The 19,289-nt window shown below is 63.4% G+C and carries 8 protein-coding genes; 5 read left to right on the top strand and 3 right to left on the bottom strand.

Annotation, left to right across the window (positions count from 1 at the left end; all coding sequences use genetic code 11):
- Nucleotides 1-277: 277 nt before the first annotated feature.
- The 3 genes from M5B98_RS24290 to M5B98_RS24280 form a co-directional block, all read right to left on the bottom strand.
- Nucleotides 278-2,104 (bottom strand): glycoside hydrolase family 15 protein, encoded by a 1,827-nt coding sequence (locus tag M5B98_RS24290; RefSeq protein ID WP_248744229.1) that lies wholly within the window; start codon nt 2,102-2,104, stop codon nt 278-280.
- Complete coding sequence (locus tag M5B98_RS24285) at nt 2,097-2,897, bottom strand: SDR family oxidoreductase (protein ID WP_248744228.1); 801 nt, start codon at nt 2,895-2,897, stop codon at nt 2,097-2,099. The genes M5B98_RS24290 and M5B98_RS24285 overlap by 8 nt, the downstream gene beginning before the upstream one ends.
- A gap of 89 nt (nt 2,898-2,986) precedes the next feature.
- Nucleotides 2,987-4,534 (bottom strand): family 2 encapsulin nanocompartment cargo protein terpene cyclase, encoded by a 1,548-nt coding sequence (locus tag M5B98_RS24280; RefSeq protein ID WP_248744227.1) that lies wholly within the window; start codon nt 4,532-4,534, stop codon nt 2,987-2,989.
- Between the two features lie 313 nt (nt 4,535-4,847).
- Here M5B98_RS24280 and M5B98_RS24275 point away from each other — a divergent pair, with 313 nt between their 5' ends.
- From M5B98_RS24275 to M5B98_RS24255, 5 genes are all read left to right on the top strand, one after another.
- A complete protein-coding gene (locus M5B98_RS24275) occupies nt 4,848-6,020 on the top strand; it encodes an MFS transporter (RefSeq protein ID WP_248744226.1) in 1,173 nt (390 codons plus the stop codon).
- 72 nt (nt 6,021-6,092) lie between these two features.
- On the top strand, nt 6,093-6,833 hold the full coding sequence (locus M5B98_RS24270) for a thioesterase II family protein (RefSeq protein WP_085711957.1): 741 nt from the start codon (nt 6,093-6,095) through the stop codon (nt 6,831-6,833).
- Nucleotides 6,834-6,872: 39 nt separating this feature from the next.
- The gene (locus M5B98_RS24265) at nt 6,873-7,856 is read left to right on the top strand and encodes a TauD/TfdA family dioxygenase (protein WP_248744225.1); all 984 of its coding nucleotides are present in this window, start codon (nt 6,873-6,875) and stop codon (nt 7,854-7,856) included.
- A 187-nt stretch (nt 7,857-8,043) separates the two neighbouring features.
- The gene (locus M5B98_RS24260; protein ID WP_248744224.1) at nt 8,044-11,445 is read left to right on the top strand and encodes an amino acid adenylation domain-containing protein; all 3,402 of its coding nucleotides are present in this window, start codon (nt 8,044-8,046) and stop codon (nt 11,443-11,445) included.
- Nucleotides 11,442-19,277, top strand: a complete 7,836-nt coding sequence (locus M5B98_RS24255; protein ID WP_248744223.1) for a non-ribosomal peptide synthetase — start codon at nt 11,442-11,444, stop codon at nt 19,275-19,277. The genes M5B98_RS24260 and M5B98_RS24255 overlap by 4 nt, the downstream gene beginning before the upstream one ends.
- The last annotated feature ends 12 nt before the right edge of the window (nt 19,278-19,289 follow it).

Genomic DNA, 19,289 nt, shown 5'->3' with positions numbered 1-19,289 from the left:
AGCTCCGCTGTGCCCGTTGCGGTGGATGGTAGGGGGGGATGTAACCGCTGGCAACAAGGTATTTCGGGGTGTAAGTGCGAGTTGCGGGCCAAGCGTTACACGGGGTTGGCAGGTCTTTGTAGGTCACGCCATCAACAAGTTGTATCGAAAGGAATCGATTGTGTGGGCCAGCCCTTCTACCGCAAGGCTCTGGGGTGTTTGCCGTTCGTAGGTGGCCATCCTACAAACGGCGATTGGAGTTGAGATCTTTCTTACAGGCTCTGGCGAATAAGGATGACTACGGCTGCCAGTAATTCTTCTCCCCACTCAACTTGCGATCCAGAAAACTCGCCGCGCTGATCAGTGCCAGATGGGTTAACGCCTGGGGCGTGTTACCCAGATGCCGGCCACGATTGTCGAACTCTTCGGCATACAACCCCAGCGGATTGGCGTATCGCAGCAATTGCTCGAACTCCAGGTGAGCTTTTTCCAGTTGCCCGGCCCGGGCCAGACATTCCACGTACCAGAACGAACACGCGGCGAAGGCGCCTTCTGTGCCGGACAAACCGTCGATCCCCGAATCGTCATTGCGATAGCGATAAACCATGCCGTCCCGCACCAGATGTTTTTCGATGGCTTCCAGTGTCGCGAGCCAGCGCGGGTCCTTGGCGCTGACGAAACGCACCAGCGGCATCAGCAACATTGAGCCATCCAGCGCGGTGCCGCCCTGGTATTGCACGAAATGCCCGCGCTCCGGGTTCCAGAAGTTGTCCCAGATGTCGGCATGAATGGCCTGACGTGTCTGATCCCAGCGGGCGAAGGGCGCGGGCAGCGAGCGTTTCGAGGCCAGGCGGATCGCCCGGTCCAGCGCCACCCAGCACATTAGTCGTGAGTGCAGGAAGTGATGTTGCTCACCGCGCATTTCCCAGATGCCTACATCCTTGGTCTGCCAGGTCTCACAGACCTGATCGACCACTTCCATCACATGTTTCCAGCCTTCGTGGGAAATCGCGTCGCCGTATTTGTTGACCAGATAAACGGCATCCATCAGTTCGCCGAAGATATCCAGTTGAATCTGGTCGTAGGCGCCATTGCCGATGCGCACCGGTTTCGCGCCGCCGTGGCCGGACAAATGCGTGAGTTCGGTTTCCGGCAGTTCCTGGCGGCCGTCGATGGCGTAGAGGATGTTGAGTTTCATCGGCTGACCGCTGCAATCACTGACCCGCCCGCGCAGCCAGCGCATGTAGCCGTTAGCTTCATCGACAAAACCCAGGCGCATGAAGGCGTAGACGGTGAACGAGGCGTCGCGGATCCAGGTGTAGCGGTAATCCCAGTTGCGTTCGCCGCCGGGTGTTTCCGGCAGGCCGAAGGTGGCGGCGGCGAGGATTGCGCCGTGCTGGCGTGAGGTCAGCAGCTTCAGGGCCAGGGCAGAACGGTTGACCATTTCCCGCCAGCGACCGCGATAGTTGGACTGGCCGATCCAGTCACGCCAGAACTTCAGCGTGCGTTCGATGCACAGCTTGGCGGCCCCTTCGGCAAAACGCGGATCGTCGCTGGCGCCGAGCATGAACGCTGCCGTTTCATCCTGCTTGAGGGTGAATTGCCCGACTGCCGCATCGTGATCGACGCTCAAGACTTGATCCGAGGCCAGCCGCAATGTCGGCTGCCCGCTGGCGCTGAACAGCACATCCTTTTTATCGACGACCGCGCGAGTTTCAGCGCGGGCGTAGTCATGCCGGACGGCGCAGCGCAGATGAAACGTTGCCTGCCCGCTGACCACCCGAACCCGGCGGATCAAAACCGGTAATGCCTCATCGTTGTCGCCAATGGGCAGCAGATCGGTGATTTCCACCACGGCATGGTCGCTGAGCCAGCGGGTTTGCAGGACGTTGGTGTCGGGCAGGTAAATCTGTTCGCGCCGGGCGTCGGACAGGTCCGGGGCCAACTGGAAAATCCCCGCGTCGGGTGTGTCCAGCAGCGAACAGAAGATCGACGGGCTGTCGAACTCCGGCCAGCAGAAGAAGTCCACGCTGCCCTTGTCATTGACCAGCGCCGCGCTGCGCAAGTCGCCAATGATGCCGTGGGCGTCGATGGGGCTTTGTCGTTCGGAAGAGTGCTCAGCCATTGCCACGGAACTCCGGATAGAGGCTCATGCCGCCGTCGATGAACAGGGTGGTGCCGACGATGTAGTCAGAGGCATCGGAGGCGAGGAACACCACCGCGTTGGCCACGTCCTCGACATCGCCGATGCGCCCGTAAGGGATGAGTTTGAGCAGGGCCTGGCCGGCGTTGCCTTCGGTGGCGTCCTTATTGATCGCCGTGCGGATCGCCCCCGGCGCGATTCCGTTGATGCGGATGCGCTGGTGGCTGACTTCCTGGGCCAGGGTCTGCATCAATTGATCGACCCCGCCCTTGGACGCCGCGTAGTTCACATGCCCGGCCCACGGAATGCGCTGATGCACCGAACTCATGTGGATGATCTTGCCGGCGGCCCGGGACACGCCTTCGCGCACGCCCTGGCGATTGAAAATCCGCAGCGCGGCACGGGCGCACAGGAACTGGCCGGTGAGGTTGACGCCGATCACCGTGTTCCAGTCGGCCAGCGACATATCCACAGCCGCCGCGTCTTTTTGCAGGCCGGAATTGGCCACCAGAATGTCCAGCGTGCCGAAGGCGTCGAGGGTCTGCTGGAACAGTCGCTCCACGTCTTCCTCCTTCGAAACATCGGCACCGATGGCGATGGCCTGGCCACCGTCGGCGACGATCTGCCGGGCCAGCGCTTCGGCGGGATCGGCCTGACGGTTGTAGTTGATGACGACGGCGGCACCGGCGGCGGCCAGGGCTTTGGCGGCACCGTGGCCGATGCCGGAACTGGCACCGGTGACAAGTGCCACCTGGCGGGCGAGGGAAATCTGCATGCGGGGTCGCGCCTTGGGTTGAGGGCTTACCTAGCTGACTGACCCGTGGCGATGAGAGTTCATCTGCAATCATGAAAAGATCGATAGTTTCAGACTTGATAGCGACCGCTGTTGCGATGCCACTCGACACTGCCGGCCAGCCAGCTCTTGATTCCATGCAGGAAGCGTTTGAGCAGTGGTGAGGCGTGCGGCAGTACGGCCAGTTCGGCCGCCTCGTACATGTGCATGATTTCGTCGTGAATCGCGGCACTCTGTTTCATGGCCTGCTCGGGCGAGATCCGCTGATCGCGAACCAGCAACAAGGGCAGGTTGAAATCACCGATCCCGGCCTGTTGTTCCTTGAGGGCCGAGAAAAGGTCATTGGCGATGATGGTGGCACTCGCGGCCAGTGTCGTGACGCGCCTGACTGTCGGGTCGCTGTAGATATTTGCCGGTAGCTCATAGCCCCCAATGATGTCGATCAGCGACAGGCATGGCAGAAAGCTGTTGGTCTGGCGTTGGGCCAGATATTCCCAGATAGCCGGGGTGATGGCTTCGACACGCCAGGCCGCTTCGGCGGTCATGGTGACGAACATGGCAATGATTTCGTGACGTACGCGTGCCACTTGCGCCGGTGTGGCGAGGCTCTCGACGTGTTGCATGTAAGCGCGAAGGGCGATGAGTACCGGATCATTGCCCAGTGCCTGTTCCAGCCCGTATCGATACTGCTCGCTCAAATACACAGGTTCCAGTGCTGCCAATGACAGGGACAGGCGAGGGCCTACCCGTCTTGGCTCTGACCCGGTTCTCTCGTCATCACAGTAATAATCATCCACCGCGAACAGAGCGGCGAAACATTGAGCGGCAAGCAGCAGGCGATCCTGATCGTCCGTGTCCGTGTGGCAGAGCATGGCGAAGCGGCCAAAACCCATGGCCCGGACCCTGGAATGTTGCCCCGGGAAAATCCCGACCTGTTCAATCCATGGCATCAGCCGATCATCCACCGCGGCGGCCAGCGACTCATCGATCCGAAACGGAGCAGGGCAATACAGCGCAGGCACCGCCCATGGGGATGCCGCGTGGGCCGCAGTCTGTTGTGGCGTGAATGGCAGCGCTGGCGAATGCCGAGCAGTCATGAACCATTGGCTTATGCCTTCGACTCCGAACTGCTCGAACACCCGGCGAAACCAGGCTGTGAAATCGTCCGGAGTACGCTCTATCCGTGAAGCGATCTCGGCAAGTGTCAACCATTCCCAATCCTGCGCCTCAACGGGGTTGGGCATCGGGTCTGCCCGGCTTGTCCCGGCCAATATATGGTCGAACTCATGTTCGAACATTTGATTGGAAACCTGCTCGTGGTAGAGCATCGTCGCGACTTTGTGAAGCTTGCAGGTCATTCCCATTTCTTCGCGCAATCGACGATTGGCAGCTGTAACGGTCAGTTCGTCAGGTCGGGGGTGCCCGCAACAGGTGTTGGTCCATAGTCCACCGGAGTGATATTTGCCTGATGCCCGCTGCTGCATCAGCAACTGACCCTGATCGTTAAAGACAAAAATCGAGAAAGCGCGATGGCGTAGCCCTTGAAGGTGGACCTGTGTCTTGGGTGCAACGCCGGTCCGACGATCCTTGGGGGAAACCAGAATCAACATTTCGTCCATCGCTTGGTTCCTGACTGTCTTCGCTATCGGTCTTTTGTCCGAGCGTGTGTGGGGCGTTTCGAGTCGCTGTAGTAAAAGATAGATCGTCTGTAATGACACCTGTCAGACCTGACAGGTTAGGCAGGTTTCACGACAGCCGGTCGCTGTGATTCCGTAGGTTGGCAGGACGATGAGCGGTTCTGCTCCGGATTCTCAGCCTGGGAAACATGCTGGCAGTGATTCAGTAGCCTTTTCACATTCCACCAACAATTCCTCGCTTTCCCGCCCTTCAGGCTTTGTGGCAAGTTGGCCGCCCCTGATGAGGCTGTATCCGATGGCAAACCCTTACCGCGAACTGTTCAACGCCCCCGGCGCCCGGGCCTTTGTGATGGCCGGGATGATCGCGCGCATGCCGATTTCCATGACCGGCATCGGCGTGATCACCATGCTTTCGCAGTTGACCGGCGGCTATGCGCTGGCCGGTGGCGTGGCGGCGACCTTTGCCTTGGCCACCGCATTCTGCGCGCCGCAGGTGTCGCGGTTGGTGGACCGTTACGGGCAGGGGCGGATCCTGCCGGTGTCGGCGCTGATCGGTGGCGGGGCGTTGCTGATGTTGCTGCTGTGCACCCGTTTGCAGGCGCCGAACTGGACGCTGTTCGTCTGCGCCGCGCTGGCCGGTTGCATGCCGAGCATGTCGGCGATGGTGCGGGCGCGCTGGACGGAAATCTATCGTGGCCAGCCGCAATTGCAGACCGCGTATGCGCTGGAATCGGTGCTCGACGAAGTCTGCTTCATTGTCGGGCCGCCGCTGTCTGTGGGGCTGTGCGTCGGCGTGTTTCCCGAGGCCGGGCCACTGGCGGCGCTGATAATGCTGGCGATTGGCGTGACGGCATTCGTCGCCCAGCGCGGCACCGAGCCGCCGGTTCATCCTCACGAATCGCATCATCAGGGTTCGATCATTCGTTCCACCGACGTGCAATGGCTGCTGCTGTTGATGGTCGCCATGGGCATGATCGTCGGCGTGGTCGATGTGGTCAGCGTCGCGTTCGCCCAGCAGCAGGGGCAACCGGCGGCGGCGAGCATCGTGTTGTCGGTGTATGCCATCGGTTCCTGCCTGGCCGGCATCGCGTTCGGGGCGATGCGCTCGAAGCTGCCGTTGCCACGTCTGTTTCTCTATGGCGGCCTGGCGACCGCAGTGACCACGCTGCCGCTGTTGCTGGCGACCAACATCTTCGGCTTGGCCGTGGCGGTGTTCATCGCCGGGCTGTTCTTCTCGCCGACCCTGATCGTGGCGATGGCGTTGATCGAGCGCATCGTGCCGCCGGCCAAGCTCACCGAAGGCCTGACCTGGCTGGTGACCGGCCTGAGCATCGGCGTGGCCATCGGCGCCGCCGGTTCCGGCGCGCTGGTAGATGCGTTCGGCGCCCGCAGCGGGTTCTGGCTGGCGATAGTGGCCGGGGCGGTAGTGCTGGCGTCGGCGGTGCAGAGTTTCCGTCACTTGAAGTGATCGACGCAGTGGACTAATTCCCGTCGTACCTCATCCGTTCTCTTTTACAGATAACCCATTGAGGTAAACGCGGTGACAAAGCTGACACTGCTGTGCCTGCCCTATTCGGGCGCCAGCGCCATGGTCTACAGCCGCTGGCGGCGCCAGTTGCCGTCGTGGATGCAACTGCAACCGGTGGAGTTGCCCGGGCGCGGCGCGCGCTACGACGAACCCCTGCAAATCGACATGCGGGCGCTGGCCCGGCAACTGGCCCGTGAGCTCAAACCCACATTGCAAACGCCGTATGCGTTGTTCGGGCATAGCCTGGGCGCGCTGCTCGCGTGTGAACTGGCTCATGCCTTTCGCGATCTTGGCGCGCCCGAAGCGGTCGCACTGTTCGCGTCAGGCACGGCGGCCCCAAGCATGCGCAGCGATTACGACCGCGGTTTTGCCGAGGCGCGCAGCGACGAGGAATTGATCGACCAGTTGCGCACCTTTCAGGGCACCAGCGAAGAAGTGCTGGCCAACCAGGAGCTGATGAGCCTGACGCTGCCGGTGCTGCGTGCCGATTTCATGATGTGCGGCCGCTTCACACCGGTGGAACGGCCACTGCTCAATTGCCCGGTGCATGTGCTGGGCGGCAAGGAAGACCGGGCGACCACCGAACAATTGATCGGCTGGAGCAAAGAGACCCTTGGCAGCTTCTCGGTGGACATGATGACCGGTGGGCACTTCTTCATTCATGAACACGAAGCCCGGGTCATCCGCACGCTCAAGAGTCACCTGGAAGTCCATCACCGGCGCCATGCGCTGTCGGCGGCACCGGCGCTGTGAAGCGCGGTTCACCTATCGAGTGTTTTGAGGAGGCCAGTCATGGCTGTTGCTGAGGGATTTTCCGTCCGTCCGTTGTTGCCGCAACGCGGTCGCCTGCCGCTGCTGGTGGAGGCGAGCGATGCCGATACGGATTTGCTGGCGGTGTTCGATGAGCTGAAAGAACTGGTCGATGAGCATTTGCTGCGCGATGGCGGCCTGCTGTTTCGCGGGTTTCGCCTGGACGGTGCGGAACGCTTTCGCGAATTCGCGGCGAGTTTCGGCCATCCACTGTTGAACTACGAGTTTGGCTCCACGCCGCGCACCAACGTAACCCAGGGCGTGTACACCTCCACCGAGTACCCGGCGCACCAGAGTATTCCGCTGCACAACGAGCAGGCCTACTCCCGGGACTGGCCGATGAAGATCTGGTTCTACAGCATGATCGCGGCCAGATCCGGTGGCGAAACGCCGATTGCCGACAGTCGCGAAGTGTATCGGCGGATTCCGGTAGCGATCCGCGAACGTTTCGTCAGCAAGGGCCTGATGTACGTGCGCAATTTCGGCAACGGGCTGGATGTGGCCTGGGAGGATGTGTTCAACACCGACGACCAGGCTGAAGTCGAAGCCTATTGCCAGGCCCACGGCATCATTTGCGAGTGGAAGGACGACGGAGAGCTGCGCACCCGCCAGAGCTGTCAGGCCGTGGCGCAGCATCCGGTCACCGGGGACATGGTCTGGTTCAATCAGGCGCACCTGTTCCACATTTCCAACCTGCAACCGGAGGTGCGCGAGAGCCTGCTGGACATCGTCGATGAAGAGGACTTGCCGCGTAACGTCTATTACGGCGATGGCTCGCCCATCGAGGATGAGGTCCTGAGCCAGATCCGCGCGGTGCTCGACGACTGCGCCATCAGCTTCCCGTGGCAGGAGGGCGATGTGCTGATGCTCGACAACATGCTGTCGGCCCATGCCCGCTCGCCGTTCGAAGGCCCGCGCAAGGTCATCGTTGCCATGGCCGAGGGGCATTCACAGGGCGCGCTCTGAACGGTCGCGCCGCTTGAGTGACAGGGTGCCGAAGCCGGTTCTGTGCCGGCTTCGGCATTTGTGTGTCGATCCCTTTTGTTGCCGCCCGGGGATTGCCCGGCCCCGCTAAATCGTTGCGTTTGTCATTCGTTCTTGTTGATACGACCGGGCCTCCTGGTCACGCCGCCGATCAGCAAGGACCCAATGCATGAATGCCGCAGACGCACAGAAACTAGCCCGCCGCTTTATCGAATTGCCTCAGGACAAACGCCGTTTGTTCCTCGCCGGCATGGCCCGTGAAGGGATCAATTTTGCGCAGCTGCCCATGACCGCCTGCATCGGGGTCGCCGAGCGCGACGGCCTGTCCTATGCCCAGCAGCGGATGTGGTTTCTCTGGCAGATGGACCCGCAAAGTGCCGCCTACAACCTGCCGATGGCCGTGCGCCTGAGCGGTGAGTTGCAGCCCGAGGCGCTGGAGCAGGCGTTCAGTCGGTTGGTGGCGCGGCATGAGTGCCTGCGCACGACGTTCGGGCAGGAAGGCGAACAAGCCTTCCAGAAAGTCGCCGAACCGCAGCCCGTCAAGCTGACCCTCACTGACCTGAGCGTGTTGCCTGAAGAACAACGCTGGCCGCTGGCCCGACAGCACATGATGGCCGAGGCCACGCAAGCCTTCGATCTGGAAAACGGGCCGTTGCTGAGCCTGCGCCTGCTGCGGCTGGACGCGCACGAACACGTGCTGTTGCTGACGCTGCATCACATCATCGCCGACGGCTGGTCGATGAACATTCTCATCGATGAATTCATGCGCACCTACGCAGCGCTGGTGGCGGGAACGGCGCCGCAATTGCCGCCGATCACCGTGCACTACCGCGATTACGCGCTGTGGCAACGCAGCTGGCTGGAGGCGGGCGAGGGCGAGCGTCAGCTCGACTACTGGCGTGCGCAACTGGGCGACGAACATCCGGTGCTGGAACTGCCGACCGATCGCGCCTACCCGGCCCAGGCCAGTCACCGTGGCGCGCGTCTGGAAACGGTCATCGACGCCGGCCTGCGCCAGGAACTGAAAAACCTCGCACAGCGTCAGGGCGTGACCCTGTTCGTGGTCTTGCTGGCGGCGTTCAAGACCTTGTTGCATCGCTACAGTGGCCAGACCGACATCCGCGTCGGCGGCCTGATTGCCAACCGTACCCGCAGCGAAACCGAAGGTCTGATCGGCTTCTTCGTCAATACGCAGATCCTGCGCAGCGTGGTCACCGCCAACACCCGCTTTGCCGATCTGTTGCAGAGCGTGCGCCAGGCCGCTGCCGGCGCGCAGTCCCATCAGGACCTGCCGTTCGATGCCTTGATCGAGGCCTTGCAACCGGCCCGCAGCCAGAGTCACAACCCGCTGTTCCAGGTGATGTTCAACCATCAGCCGCTGGTGACGGATTTGCAGCAGGCGCAGCTGACGGCCGGCCTGCAGGTCGGTTACCTGACCGAAGAACAACTGACCGGCAGCGGTCGTGAACATGCGGCCACCAGCGACCTGATGCTCGATACCCGGGAAGAGGGCGAGCAATTGTTCGCCGCGTTCACCTACGCCACCGACATTTTCGACGCGTCCACCATTGCCGCGCTGGCCGGGCACTGGCGCAACGTGCTGGTCTCGGTCTGCCGCGATCCGCAGCAGTTGATCGGCGAAGTTTCGATGCTGGCCGCTGCCGAGCGCGAAGGCCTGATTCAGACCGCCGAAACCAGCCCTCCACAGGCCGGCATTCAGGCCCTGTTCGAAGCCCAGGTGGCGCGTACGCCCGAGGCATTGGCGGTGGTTCTGGCGAGCGAGCCGGCGCCTTCAATCAGCTATGCCGAACTGAATCAACGCAGCAATCGTCTGGCCCACCAACTGCGTGCGCAGGGTGTCGGCCCGGACGTGCTGGTCGGCGTGGCGCTGGGGCGTTCGCTGGAACTGGCGGTCGCCTTGCTCGGCGTGCTCAAGGCTGGCGGCGCCTATGTGCCGCTGGATCCGCAAACCCCGCCCGAGCGCCTGCGTCATGTACTCGACGACAGCGGGCTGAAACTGTTGTTGAGCGACCGCCAGACACTGGCCGCTCTGCCAACCCTCGACGGCGTGGAAAGCCTGTGCCTGGACACGCTGCCGGACGGCGGCGCCAGCGACAATCTGCCGGTGACCGTCGCGCCGCAAAACCTGGCCTACGTGATCTACACCTCCGGTTCGACCGGGCGGCCCAAAGGCGTGGCGATCAGTCACGCCGCCCTGAGCGAGTTCATCGAGCGCGCCATCGACTACAGCGACCTGCGCGAAGGCGACCGGGTGCTGCAGTTCGCGACCAGCAGTTTCGACGGGTTCGTCGAGCAGTTCTTCCCGCCGCTGTGCCACGGCGCCGGCGTGGTGCTGCGCGACGCGCGTCTGTGGGACAGCGCGACGTTGCATCAAGCCATCCTCGAACACGGCATCACCCTGGCCGACTTGCCGGCGGCGTACTGGTACTGGCTGGTGCAGGAATACGCGGCCAATCCGCCGGCGCATTTCGGTGCGCTGCGCCAGATTCACGTGGGTGGCGAGGCAATGGCGGTGGACGGTCTGCGTCTGTGGCAACAGGCCGGGCTGGGTCATGTGCGCCTGCTCAATACCTACGGCCCGACCGAGGCCACGGTGGTATCGACGATCCATAACTGCTCGACGTTGACCGCAGACGCCGTGTCATGGCGTGGCATTCCGATTGGTCATGGTTTGGCTGACCGTCGCCTGTACGTGCTGGACGATGATTTGAACCTGCTGCCGCAAGGTGCGGTGGGCGAGTTGTACATCGGCGGCCCGGGCCTGGCGCGGGGATATCACCGCCAGCCGATGCTGAGCGCCGAACGTTTCATTGCCGATCCGTTTGCCAGCGGCGAACGCCTGTATCGCACCGGGGATCGTGCCCGTTTGCGCGCCGACGGTGCCGTGGAATACGTCGGTCGGGTCGACCATCAGGTGAAGATCCGTGGCTTCCGCATCGAGCTGGGCGAGATCGAGTCGCGCCTGCAGCAATGCCCGGGCATCCGCGAGGCGGTGGTGCTGGCCTTGCCGCTGAACGGCAGTCAGCAGTTGGTGGCGTATCTGGTGGTCGATCAGGACGTGCTGGAGGGCGTGGCCGGGCAGTCGGCGTTCCGTCAGCAGATCAGGACGGCGCTGCAAGCCAGGCTGCCGGACTACATGGTGCCGGGCCATCTGCTGCTGTTGGCGCAATTGCCGCTGACCCCCAGCGGCAAGCTCGACCGCAAGGCCCTGCCGGCGCCGGATGTGGACCAATTGCAGGTCGACTACCGGGCCCCGCAATCGGACATCGAACAGGCCCTGGCGCAGATCTGGGCAGATGTCCTGCAAGTGCCCCGGGTCGGGCTGGACGATCACTTCTTCGAACTCGGCGGCCATTCGCTGCTGGCGGCCCAGGTGATCGGCCGCATCAAGAAACAACTGAACGTGGTGTTGCCGCTGCGCAACCTGTTCGAACAACCGTTGCTCGGCGATCTGGCTCAGGCGGTGGCACAGCTGGCCGAGGGTGCAACGGATAACGACTGGTCCGACATGGACCTGTTCATGAATGAATTGGAAGGAGAAGAAGTATGAGCGGCAGCATGGCGGAGCGTATCGCTAAAAGGTTCGTCGGTTTGCCGCTTGAGCAGCGCCGGCAGTTTCTGGCCAAGCTACGGGAGGAAGGCAAGGACTTCAGCCTGTTGCCGCTGCCGGTCAGTCGTCATGACTGTGCGCAGATTCCGTTGTCGTTCGCCCAGCAGCGTCTGCTGTTTCTCTGGCAGCTCGAACCGCAGAGCGCCGCGTACAACATGGCCGCCGGCCTGCGCCTGAAAGGGCGGCTGGATGAGTCGGCGCTGACCCGCTCGCTGGATCACCTGATGGCGCGCCATGAAGTGCTGCGCACGGTGTTTCGCACCGACGGTGACCAGCCGCACCAGGTGATTCTCGAATCCCAGGGTGTCGCGCTGGAACGCATCGATCTGACCGGTGTTGCCGCGCAGGAACGTGAGCAGGCCCTGGCCGAGCAAGTGCAGAAGGTGACCGCGCAGCCGTTCGATCTGCGTCATGGTCCGCTGTTGCGCGCCAGTCTGTTTTGCCTGGCCGACGATGAGTTCGTGCTGGTGGTGAGCATGCATCACATCGTCTCCGACGGCTGGTCGATGGACGTGATGGTCAAGGAATTCGTGCAGTGCTATCAGGCGTTCAGCCTGGAGCGCGAGCCGCAATTGCCGGAACTGGCCTTGCAATACGCCGACTACGCCATCTGGCAACGCCGCTGGCTGGAAGCCGGAGAGGGCGAACGTCAGCTCGATTACTGGCGTCGGCAACTGGGCGAGGAACATCCGCTGCTGGAAGTCGCCCCGGACTTTGCCCGGCCGCTGACTCAAAGTTTTGAAGGCCGGACCCTGAGTTTCGATTTCGGCGCGGACCTGTCGCGTCAGCTCAACGGCTTTGCCCGTGCGCAAGGCATCAGTCTGTTCATGCTGGTGCTCGCCGGTTTCTCGCTGTTTCTGTCGCGTCAGGCCGGGGAGCGTGACATCCGCGTCGGCGTGCCCAATGCCAACCGTAGCCGCGCCGAAGTCGAAGGGCTGATCGGTTTCTTCGTCAACACCCAGGTACTGCGCTGCGAGGTGGACGAGCGGGGCAGTTTCGAGGATCTGCTGGCGCGGGTGCGCGAGGCATCGTTTGGCGCCCAGGCCCATCAGGAGCTGCCGTTCGAACAACTGGTGGACGAACTGATCGCCGAACGCACCCTGGGCCATAACCCGTTGTTCCAGGCCAAGTTCAACCAGAACGTCGGCATGCAGAAACAACGCTCGATGGCGCTGCCGGGCCTGAGCGTGGCGGAATACCCGCTGGACAAGGACGGCACCCACTTCGATCTGGCGCTGGACATCACCGACGACGGCACGCTGATCCACGGGCAGATGACCTACGCCAGCGACCTCTATCAGCACGCGACCGTCGAAGGTTTCGTCCCGGCGTTGCTCGGGTTGTTCGGTGCACTGCTGAAGGCGCCGCAAGCGCCATTGCACACCGTGGCGACCGCATTGCCGAGCGCTTTCGCGGCACCGCGTGAACCGGCATTGTCGGTGCTGCAGCACTGGGCGCGCGAAGTTGCGCGCCAGCCGCTGGCAATGGCTGCCCGTGACCTGAATGGTGGGCTGAGTTATCAGGCTCTGGATCAGGCGGCCAATCGTCTTGCGCATCATCTGTTGGCCCAAGGCGCAGTTGTCGGTCAACCGGTGGCCGTGCTGCTGGAGCGTTCGCTGGACTGGCTGACCTGCGTGCTGGCGATCTTCAAGGCCGGCGCGGTGTACATGCCGCTGGACGTCAAGGCCCCGACGGCACGCTTGCAGCAGATGCTCGGCGCTGCCGGGGCACGGGTGCTGATGTGCGCTGAGGGTGATTCGCGGGTTTCGGAACTGGCGGTCGCCGGTTGTCAGGGGCTGGCGTTCGATGCGACGCAATGGCAACAGCAGTCGGTGACGGCCCCGACCTGCGAGTTGTCGGCGCAGTCCCCGGCCTATGTGATTCACACCTCCGGCTCCACCGGCCAGCCCAAGGGTGTGCTGGTCAGCCATGGTGCGTTGGCCAGCTATGTGCGCGGGGTGCTGGAGCGTCTCGAACCGGCAGCAGACACCAGCATGGCGCTGGTCTCGACCATTGCGGCGGACCTGGGTTTCACCGTGCTGTTCGGCGCGTTGTGTTCCGGCCGCTTGCTGCATGTATTGCCGGAAGAGCTGGGCTTCGATCCCGATCGTTTCGCCGAGTACATGGCCAGCCATCGGGTGGGCATGCTGAAGATTGTTCCGGGGCATCTGGCCGCGTTGCTGCAGGCATCCCGCGCGGCAGACGTGCTGCCGGAGCAGGCGCTGATCGTCGGCGGCGAAGCCTGTTCGCCGGCGCTGGTGGAGCGTGTGCGGCAACTCAAGCCGGGCTGCCGGATCATCAACCACTACGGCCCGAGTGAAACCACCGTGGGCGTGTTGGCTCATGAGGTCGGTTCGCTGGAAACCGGTGTGCGCAGCGTGCCGGTCGGCACGGCGTTGGCCGGCGCCCATGTGTATGTGCTCGACGATGTACTCAACAGCGTGGCCGATCAGGTTGCGGGTGAGCTATACATCGGCGGCGACAGTGTTGCCCTCGGCTATCTCGGTCAACCGGGGCTGACGGCCGAGCGTTTCGTACCTGATCCGTTCGGGCCGGCCGGTGCGCGGGTGTATCGCAGCGGCGACCGGGTGCGCCGCAATCGCCGGCAGGCGGTGGAATTCATCGGTCGCGCCGACGATCAGGTCAAGGTGCGCGGCTACCGGGTGGAGCCGGCGGAAGTCGCTCGGGTGCTGCTCGGTCTGGACGGTGTCAGCGAAGCGGCGGTGCTTGCACTGGCGATGGATGACGACCCGGCACGCCTGCAACTGGTGGCCTGGTGCGTGCCGGCGGCGGGTGCTGCGTTGAAGCCCGAAAACCTGCGTGAACAACTGCAAGCCAGTCTGCCGGATTACATGGTGCCGGCGCAGATTGTCGTGCTGGAGCAATTGCCGCTGACGGCCAACGGCAAACTGGACAAGCGCGCCTTGCCGGTGCCGGGTGTGGTGACGCAGCGTTATGTTGCGCCGGTGGGCGAGGTCGAGGAGAAGCTCGCGGCGATCTGGGCCGATGTGCTCAAGCTGGAGCGTGTGGGCAGCACCGACAACTTCTTCGAGCTGGGCGGGGACTCGATCCTCAGCCTGCAAATCATTGCCCGGGCCAAGCGTCAGGGCATCAAGTTGAGCCCCAAGCAACTGTTCGAGAAACAGACCGTCGGCCAACTGGCGGCGGTGGCCAAGCTGATCGAAGCCAAACCCGTGGCGGCAGCGCCGAAGAAAGTCGGCGGCCAACTGGCTTTGTTGCCGATTCAGGCACGCTTCTTTGAAACCCCGATTGCCCGGCGCCAGCACTGGAACCAGTCGCTGATGCTGCAACCGCAGGTGCCGCTCGATGCCGGACATTTGCAAGCTGCCCTGGCGGCCATGGTCGAGCAGCATGATGCGCTGACCTTGAATTTCCAGGCGTCGGGCGATGGGTGGCAGGCCACCTTCCAGACGCAACGCGACCCCGAACGGCTATGGGTGCGCGAGCTGGAAAACCTGGAGCTACTGACCGAGCTGGCGGATCTGGCGCAGCGCAGTCTGGATCTGCAACAAGGGCGATTGCTGCGTGCGGTGCTGGCGAATCTGCCGGGCGGTGAGCAACGCTTGTTGCTGGTGATCCATCACCTGGTGGTCGATGGCGTGTCCTGGCGCATCCTGCTGGAGGATCTGCAATCCGCTTACACCGCACTGGCCGCCGGCCAGCCGCTGGTGTGGCCGGGCAAGAGCAGCTCGCTGCAGAGCTGGGCCGAACATCTGCATCGTTATGGGCAGAGTGAAACGCTGAACGCGGAGCGCGCGTACTGGCTGAAGACCCTGAGCGACGGCGACGCCGAGTTGCCACGGGACTTTGCGCAAGATGTGCAGACTCAGGAGCAGGCGCAGCGCGTCAGTTCGCGCCTGAGCCAGGCACTGACTCAAAAATTGCTCAAGGTGGCACCGGCCGCGTATCGCACGCAGATCAATGATCTGTTGCTCACTGCGCTGGCGCGGGTGTTGTGCGACTGGAGCCGGCAGCCGTCGGTGCTGATCCAGCTGGAGGGGCATGGTCGCGAAGACCTGTTCGACGATCTCGATCTGAGCCGTACCGTGGGCTGGTTCAGCAGCCTGTTCCCGGTACGTCTGACGCCACAGGCGACGCCGGGCGAATCGCTGTGCGCGATCAAGGAGCAACTGCGCGCCGTGCCGGGCAAAGGCATCGGCTATGGTGTGCTGCGCTATCTGAGTGACGCGGCCGAGCTGCGTTCGCTGGCGCCGCCACGGGTGACGTTCAACTACCTGGGGCAGTTCGACGGCGATTTCAGCGCCGCCGAGGGTGCGCTGTTCGTGCCGTCCGGTGACAGCACCGGGGCAAATCAGGACGCCGCAGCGCCGTTGGGCAACTGGCTGAGCATTGACGGTCAGGTGTATGGCGGTGAGCTGGAGCTGACCTGGACGTTCGGTGCAGACATGTACCGCGTCGAAACGATGCAGGCGCTGGCCGACGCTTACCGGATCGAGCTGGAACGCCTGATCGAGCACTGCTGCGACAGCGGCCACGCTGGCGTCACGCCGTCGGATTTCAGTCTGGCGACCCTGACTCAGGCGCAACTTTCGGCATTGCCGATCCCGGCCCGGGAAATCAGCGACCTGTATCCGTTGTCGCCGATGCAGCAAGGCATTCTGTTCCACAGCCTCAACGATCCCGACAGCCCGGCATACACCAACCAGTTGCGGGTCGACGTGCAGCATCTGCAGGTCGAGCGTTTCCGTCAGGCCTGGCAGCAGACCCTCGACGCCCACGACATTCTGCGCACGGCGTTTGTCTGGCCGGGCGATGCCGCTGCGGCGGTGCAAGTGGTTCGCCAGAACGTGCAGATGCCATGGAGCGTACAGGACTGGCGTGGCCGCAACGACCTCGACAGCGCACTGGAGCAACTGGCCGGCGACGATCTGGCCAACGGTTTCGAGCTGACCGGTGCGCCGCTGTTGCGGGTTGCCCTGGTGCGTACGGACGAGTCGACGCATCACCTGATCTACACCTGTCACCACATCCTGATGGACGGCTGGAGTACTTCGCAGTTGTTCGGCGAGGTGTTGCAACGTTATGCGGGCATGACCCCGGCCAGCGCTCAGGGGCGTTACCGCGATTACATCGAATGGCTGGGCCAGCGTGATCAGCCGGCCAGTCAGGCGTTCTGGAAACAGGCGCTGGCCGAGCTTGAAGAGCCGACGCGACTGGCCAGTGCCGTGCCTGCGCCCCTGGCCGGTGCCGGCGGTTATGCCGACCACCAGCATGTGTTCAGCGAACAGCTGACAGCGGATCTGAACCGCTTCGCACGGGAGCAGAAAGTCACCTTCAACACCCTGGTGCAAGCAGCGTGGCTGGTGCTGTTGCAGCGTTATACCGGTCAGGATCACGTGGCCTTCGGGGCCACGGTCGCCGGTCGCCCGACCGATTTGCCCGGCGTGGAGCAGCAGATCGGCCTGTTCATCAATACCTTGCCGGTGGTGGCCGCGCCGTCCGCCGACCTGGCGGTGGAACAGTGGTTGCAGCACGTGCAGGGCCTCAACCTGGCGCTGCGTGAACACGAACACACGCCGTTGTATGACATTCAGCGCTGGGCCGGACTTGGCGCCGGGGCGTTGTTCGACAGCATTCTGGTGTTCGAGAACTATCCGATGGCCGAAGCCCTGCAACAGGGGCCGGACACCGGTCTGGCGTTTTCGGCGATCCGTCGACAGGAGCAGACCAACTACCCGTTGACGCTGGTGGCGGTCACCGGTCGTGAGTTGAGCCTGGGTGTCAGTTACGATCAGGCCCTGTTCGATGCTGCGACGATCGTTGATCTGAGCCAACAGCTCGAACGCCTGCTGCGCCAGTTCCTCGACAACGCCACGCAAGCACTGGGCGCGTTGCAATTGCTCGACGACTCGCAGCGTGAGCAAGCGATTGCCTGGGGCAAGGTGGAAGTCACGGCGCTGGCGCCGCGCACGGTGCTGGAATTTATCGAAGAACGTGTCGCGCAACGACCCGACGCTCCAGTGGTGGTGTATGCCGAACAGCAGATCGACTATCGCGCGCTCGACCAGCGGGCCAATCGTCTGGCGCACAAGCTGCAAACACTGGGGGTAGGGCCGGAAGTGCGAGTCGGCGTGTGCATGCGCCGCACCCCGGACATGCTGGTGGCGCTGCTGGCGATTCTCAAGGCCGGTGGCGCCTATGTGCCGCTGGACCCGGACTACCCGCAGGAACGTTTGCTGCACATGCTAGACGACAGCCGTGCGGCGGTGCTGCTGACCGAGCCGGCGGCGCAGGCGATGCTGCCCGAGACATTGAGTGCCCGGGTGGTGCTGGTGGAGGCGGGCGAGCAGTGGCTGGCCGGTTATCCCTCCACCGCGCCGGTGGCCGGTATCACCGGGCAAAACCTGGCCTATGTCATCTACACCTCGGGTTCCACCGGCAAGCCGAAAGGCGTCGCCATCAGCCACGCCAACCTCTCGGCGTTGATCCAGTGGTCGCAAGGGGTCTACCGTGAGGAGCAATTGCGCGGTGTGCTGGCGTCGACGTCGATCTGCTTCGACTTGTCGGTGTGGGAGATCTTTGTCACCCTGGCCAGCGGCGGCTGCATGGTGCTGGCGGACAACGCGCTGGCCCTGGCGGACTTGCCGGCCCGCGAACGGGTCACGCTGATCAACACGGTGCCTTCGGCGATTGCCGCGCTGCAACGGGCGGGGCAGATTCCGGCGTCGGTCGCGACCATCAATCTGGCCGGTGAACCGCTGAAGCAGAGCCTGGTAGACACCCTGTATGCGACCACGGCGGTCCGGCAGGTCTACGACCTGTACGGGCCGTCGGAAGACACCACCTATTCGACGTTCACCCTGCGCACCGCGCACGGTCAGGCCAATATTGGCCGGCCGCTGGCCAACACCGTGGCGTACCTGCTCGACACTCAGCTGAACGTATTGCCGGCCGGCGTAGCCGCCGAGCTGTACCTCGGCGGTGCCGGTGTGACCCGGGGCTATCTGATGCGACCGGGCCTGACCGCCGAGCGCTTCGTGCCCAACCCGTATGCCGGCAACGGCGAGCGGCTTTACCGCACGGGGGATCTGGTGCGCGAGGGCGCGGATGACAACATCGAATACCTCGGGCGTGCTGACCATCAGGTGAAGATCCGTGGCTTCCGTATCGAACTCAGCGAGGTCGAAGCACGGTTGCTGGAGCAGGACGAAGTTCGCGAAGCGGTGGTGCTGGCCCAGGACGGCGCGGCGGGCAAGCTCCTGCACGGTTATGTCGTGGCGGCGCCAGCGGTGAGCGATACGGCGGCGCTGATCGAACGCTTGCGCGGGGCATTGGCCAGTCGTCTGCCGGCGCACATGGTGCCCGGGCATCTGCATGTGATTGAGGCGGTGCCGTTGACCCCGAACGGCAAGCTCGACCGCAAGGCGCTGATGGCCCTGGGCGCGAGCCCGGCGCAGCAGCAGTACGAAGCGCCGCAGACGGACCTGCAACGGGAAGTGGCGACGGTCTGGCAGGAGGTGCTGGAAGTCGAACGCGTGGGCCTGGCGGACAACTTCTTCCAGCTCGGCGGCCATTCGTTGCTGGCGACGCTGGTGGTAACCCGGATCAAGGAGCGTCTGGGCGACAAGGTGCCGCTCAAGGAGCTGTTCGAAGCCGATACGCTGAAAGCGTTCTGCAACCGGATCGAGGCGCTGCGCGTCGAAATGTCGCCGGTTCAGGATGAATTGGCTAAATCCCTGGAGGCCCTCAAACGTCTATCCCTCGATGATCTGGAAAAACTGATTTCTTGAGAGGGAAAAACG

The sequence above is a fragment of the Pseudomonas sp. MWU12-3088 genome, from assembly GCF_023242405.1.
Taxonomy (GTDB): domain Bacteria; phylum Pseudomonadota; class Gammaproteobacteria; order Pseudomonadales; family Pseudomonadaceae; genus Aquipseudomonas; species Aquipseudomonas kribbensis.
The sequence above is the reverse complement of the archived record's forward strand: the minus strand, read 5'-3'. Positions and strand labels throughout refer to the sequence as shown.

Coding starts and splice junctions, on each gene's coding strand:
- M5B98_RS24290 (WP_248744229.1), bottom strand. CDS start 2,104: ATGGCTGAGCACTCTTCCGAACGACAAAGCCCCATCGACGCCCACGGC.
- M5B98_RS24260 (WP_248744224.1), top strand. CDS start 8,044: ATGAATGCCGCAGACGCACAGAAACTAGCCCGCCGCTTTATCGAATTG.
- M5B98_RS24275 (WP_248744226.1), top strand. CDS start 4,848: ATGGCAAACCCTTACCGCGAACTGTTCAACGCCCCCGGCGCCCGGGCC.
- M5B98_RS24265 (WP_248744225.1), top strand. CDS start 6,873: ATGGCTGTTGCTGAGGGATTTTCCGTCCGTCCGTTGTTGCCGCAACGC.
- M5B98_RS24255 (WP_248744223.1), top strand. CDS start 11,442: ATGAGCGGCAGCATGGCGGAGCGTATCGCTAAAAGGTTCGTCGGTTTG.
- M5B98_RS24285 (WP_248744228.1), bottom strand. CDS start 2,897: ATGCAGATTTCCCTCGCCCGCCAGGTGGCACTTGTCACCGGTGCCAGT.
- M5B98_RS24280 (WP_248744227.1), bottom strand. CDS start 4,534: ATGGACGAAATGTTGATTCTGGTTTCCCCCAAGGATCGTCGGACCGGC.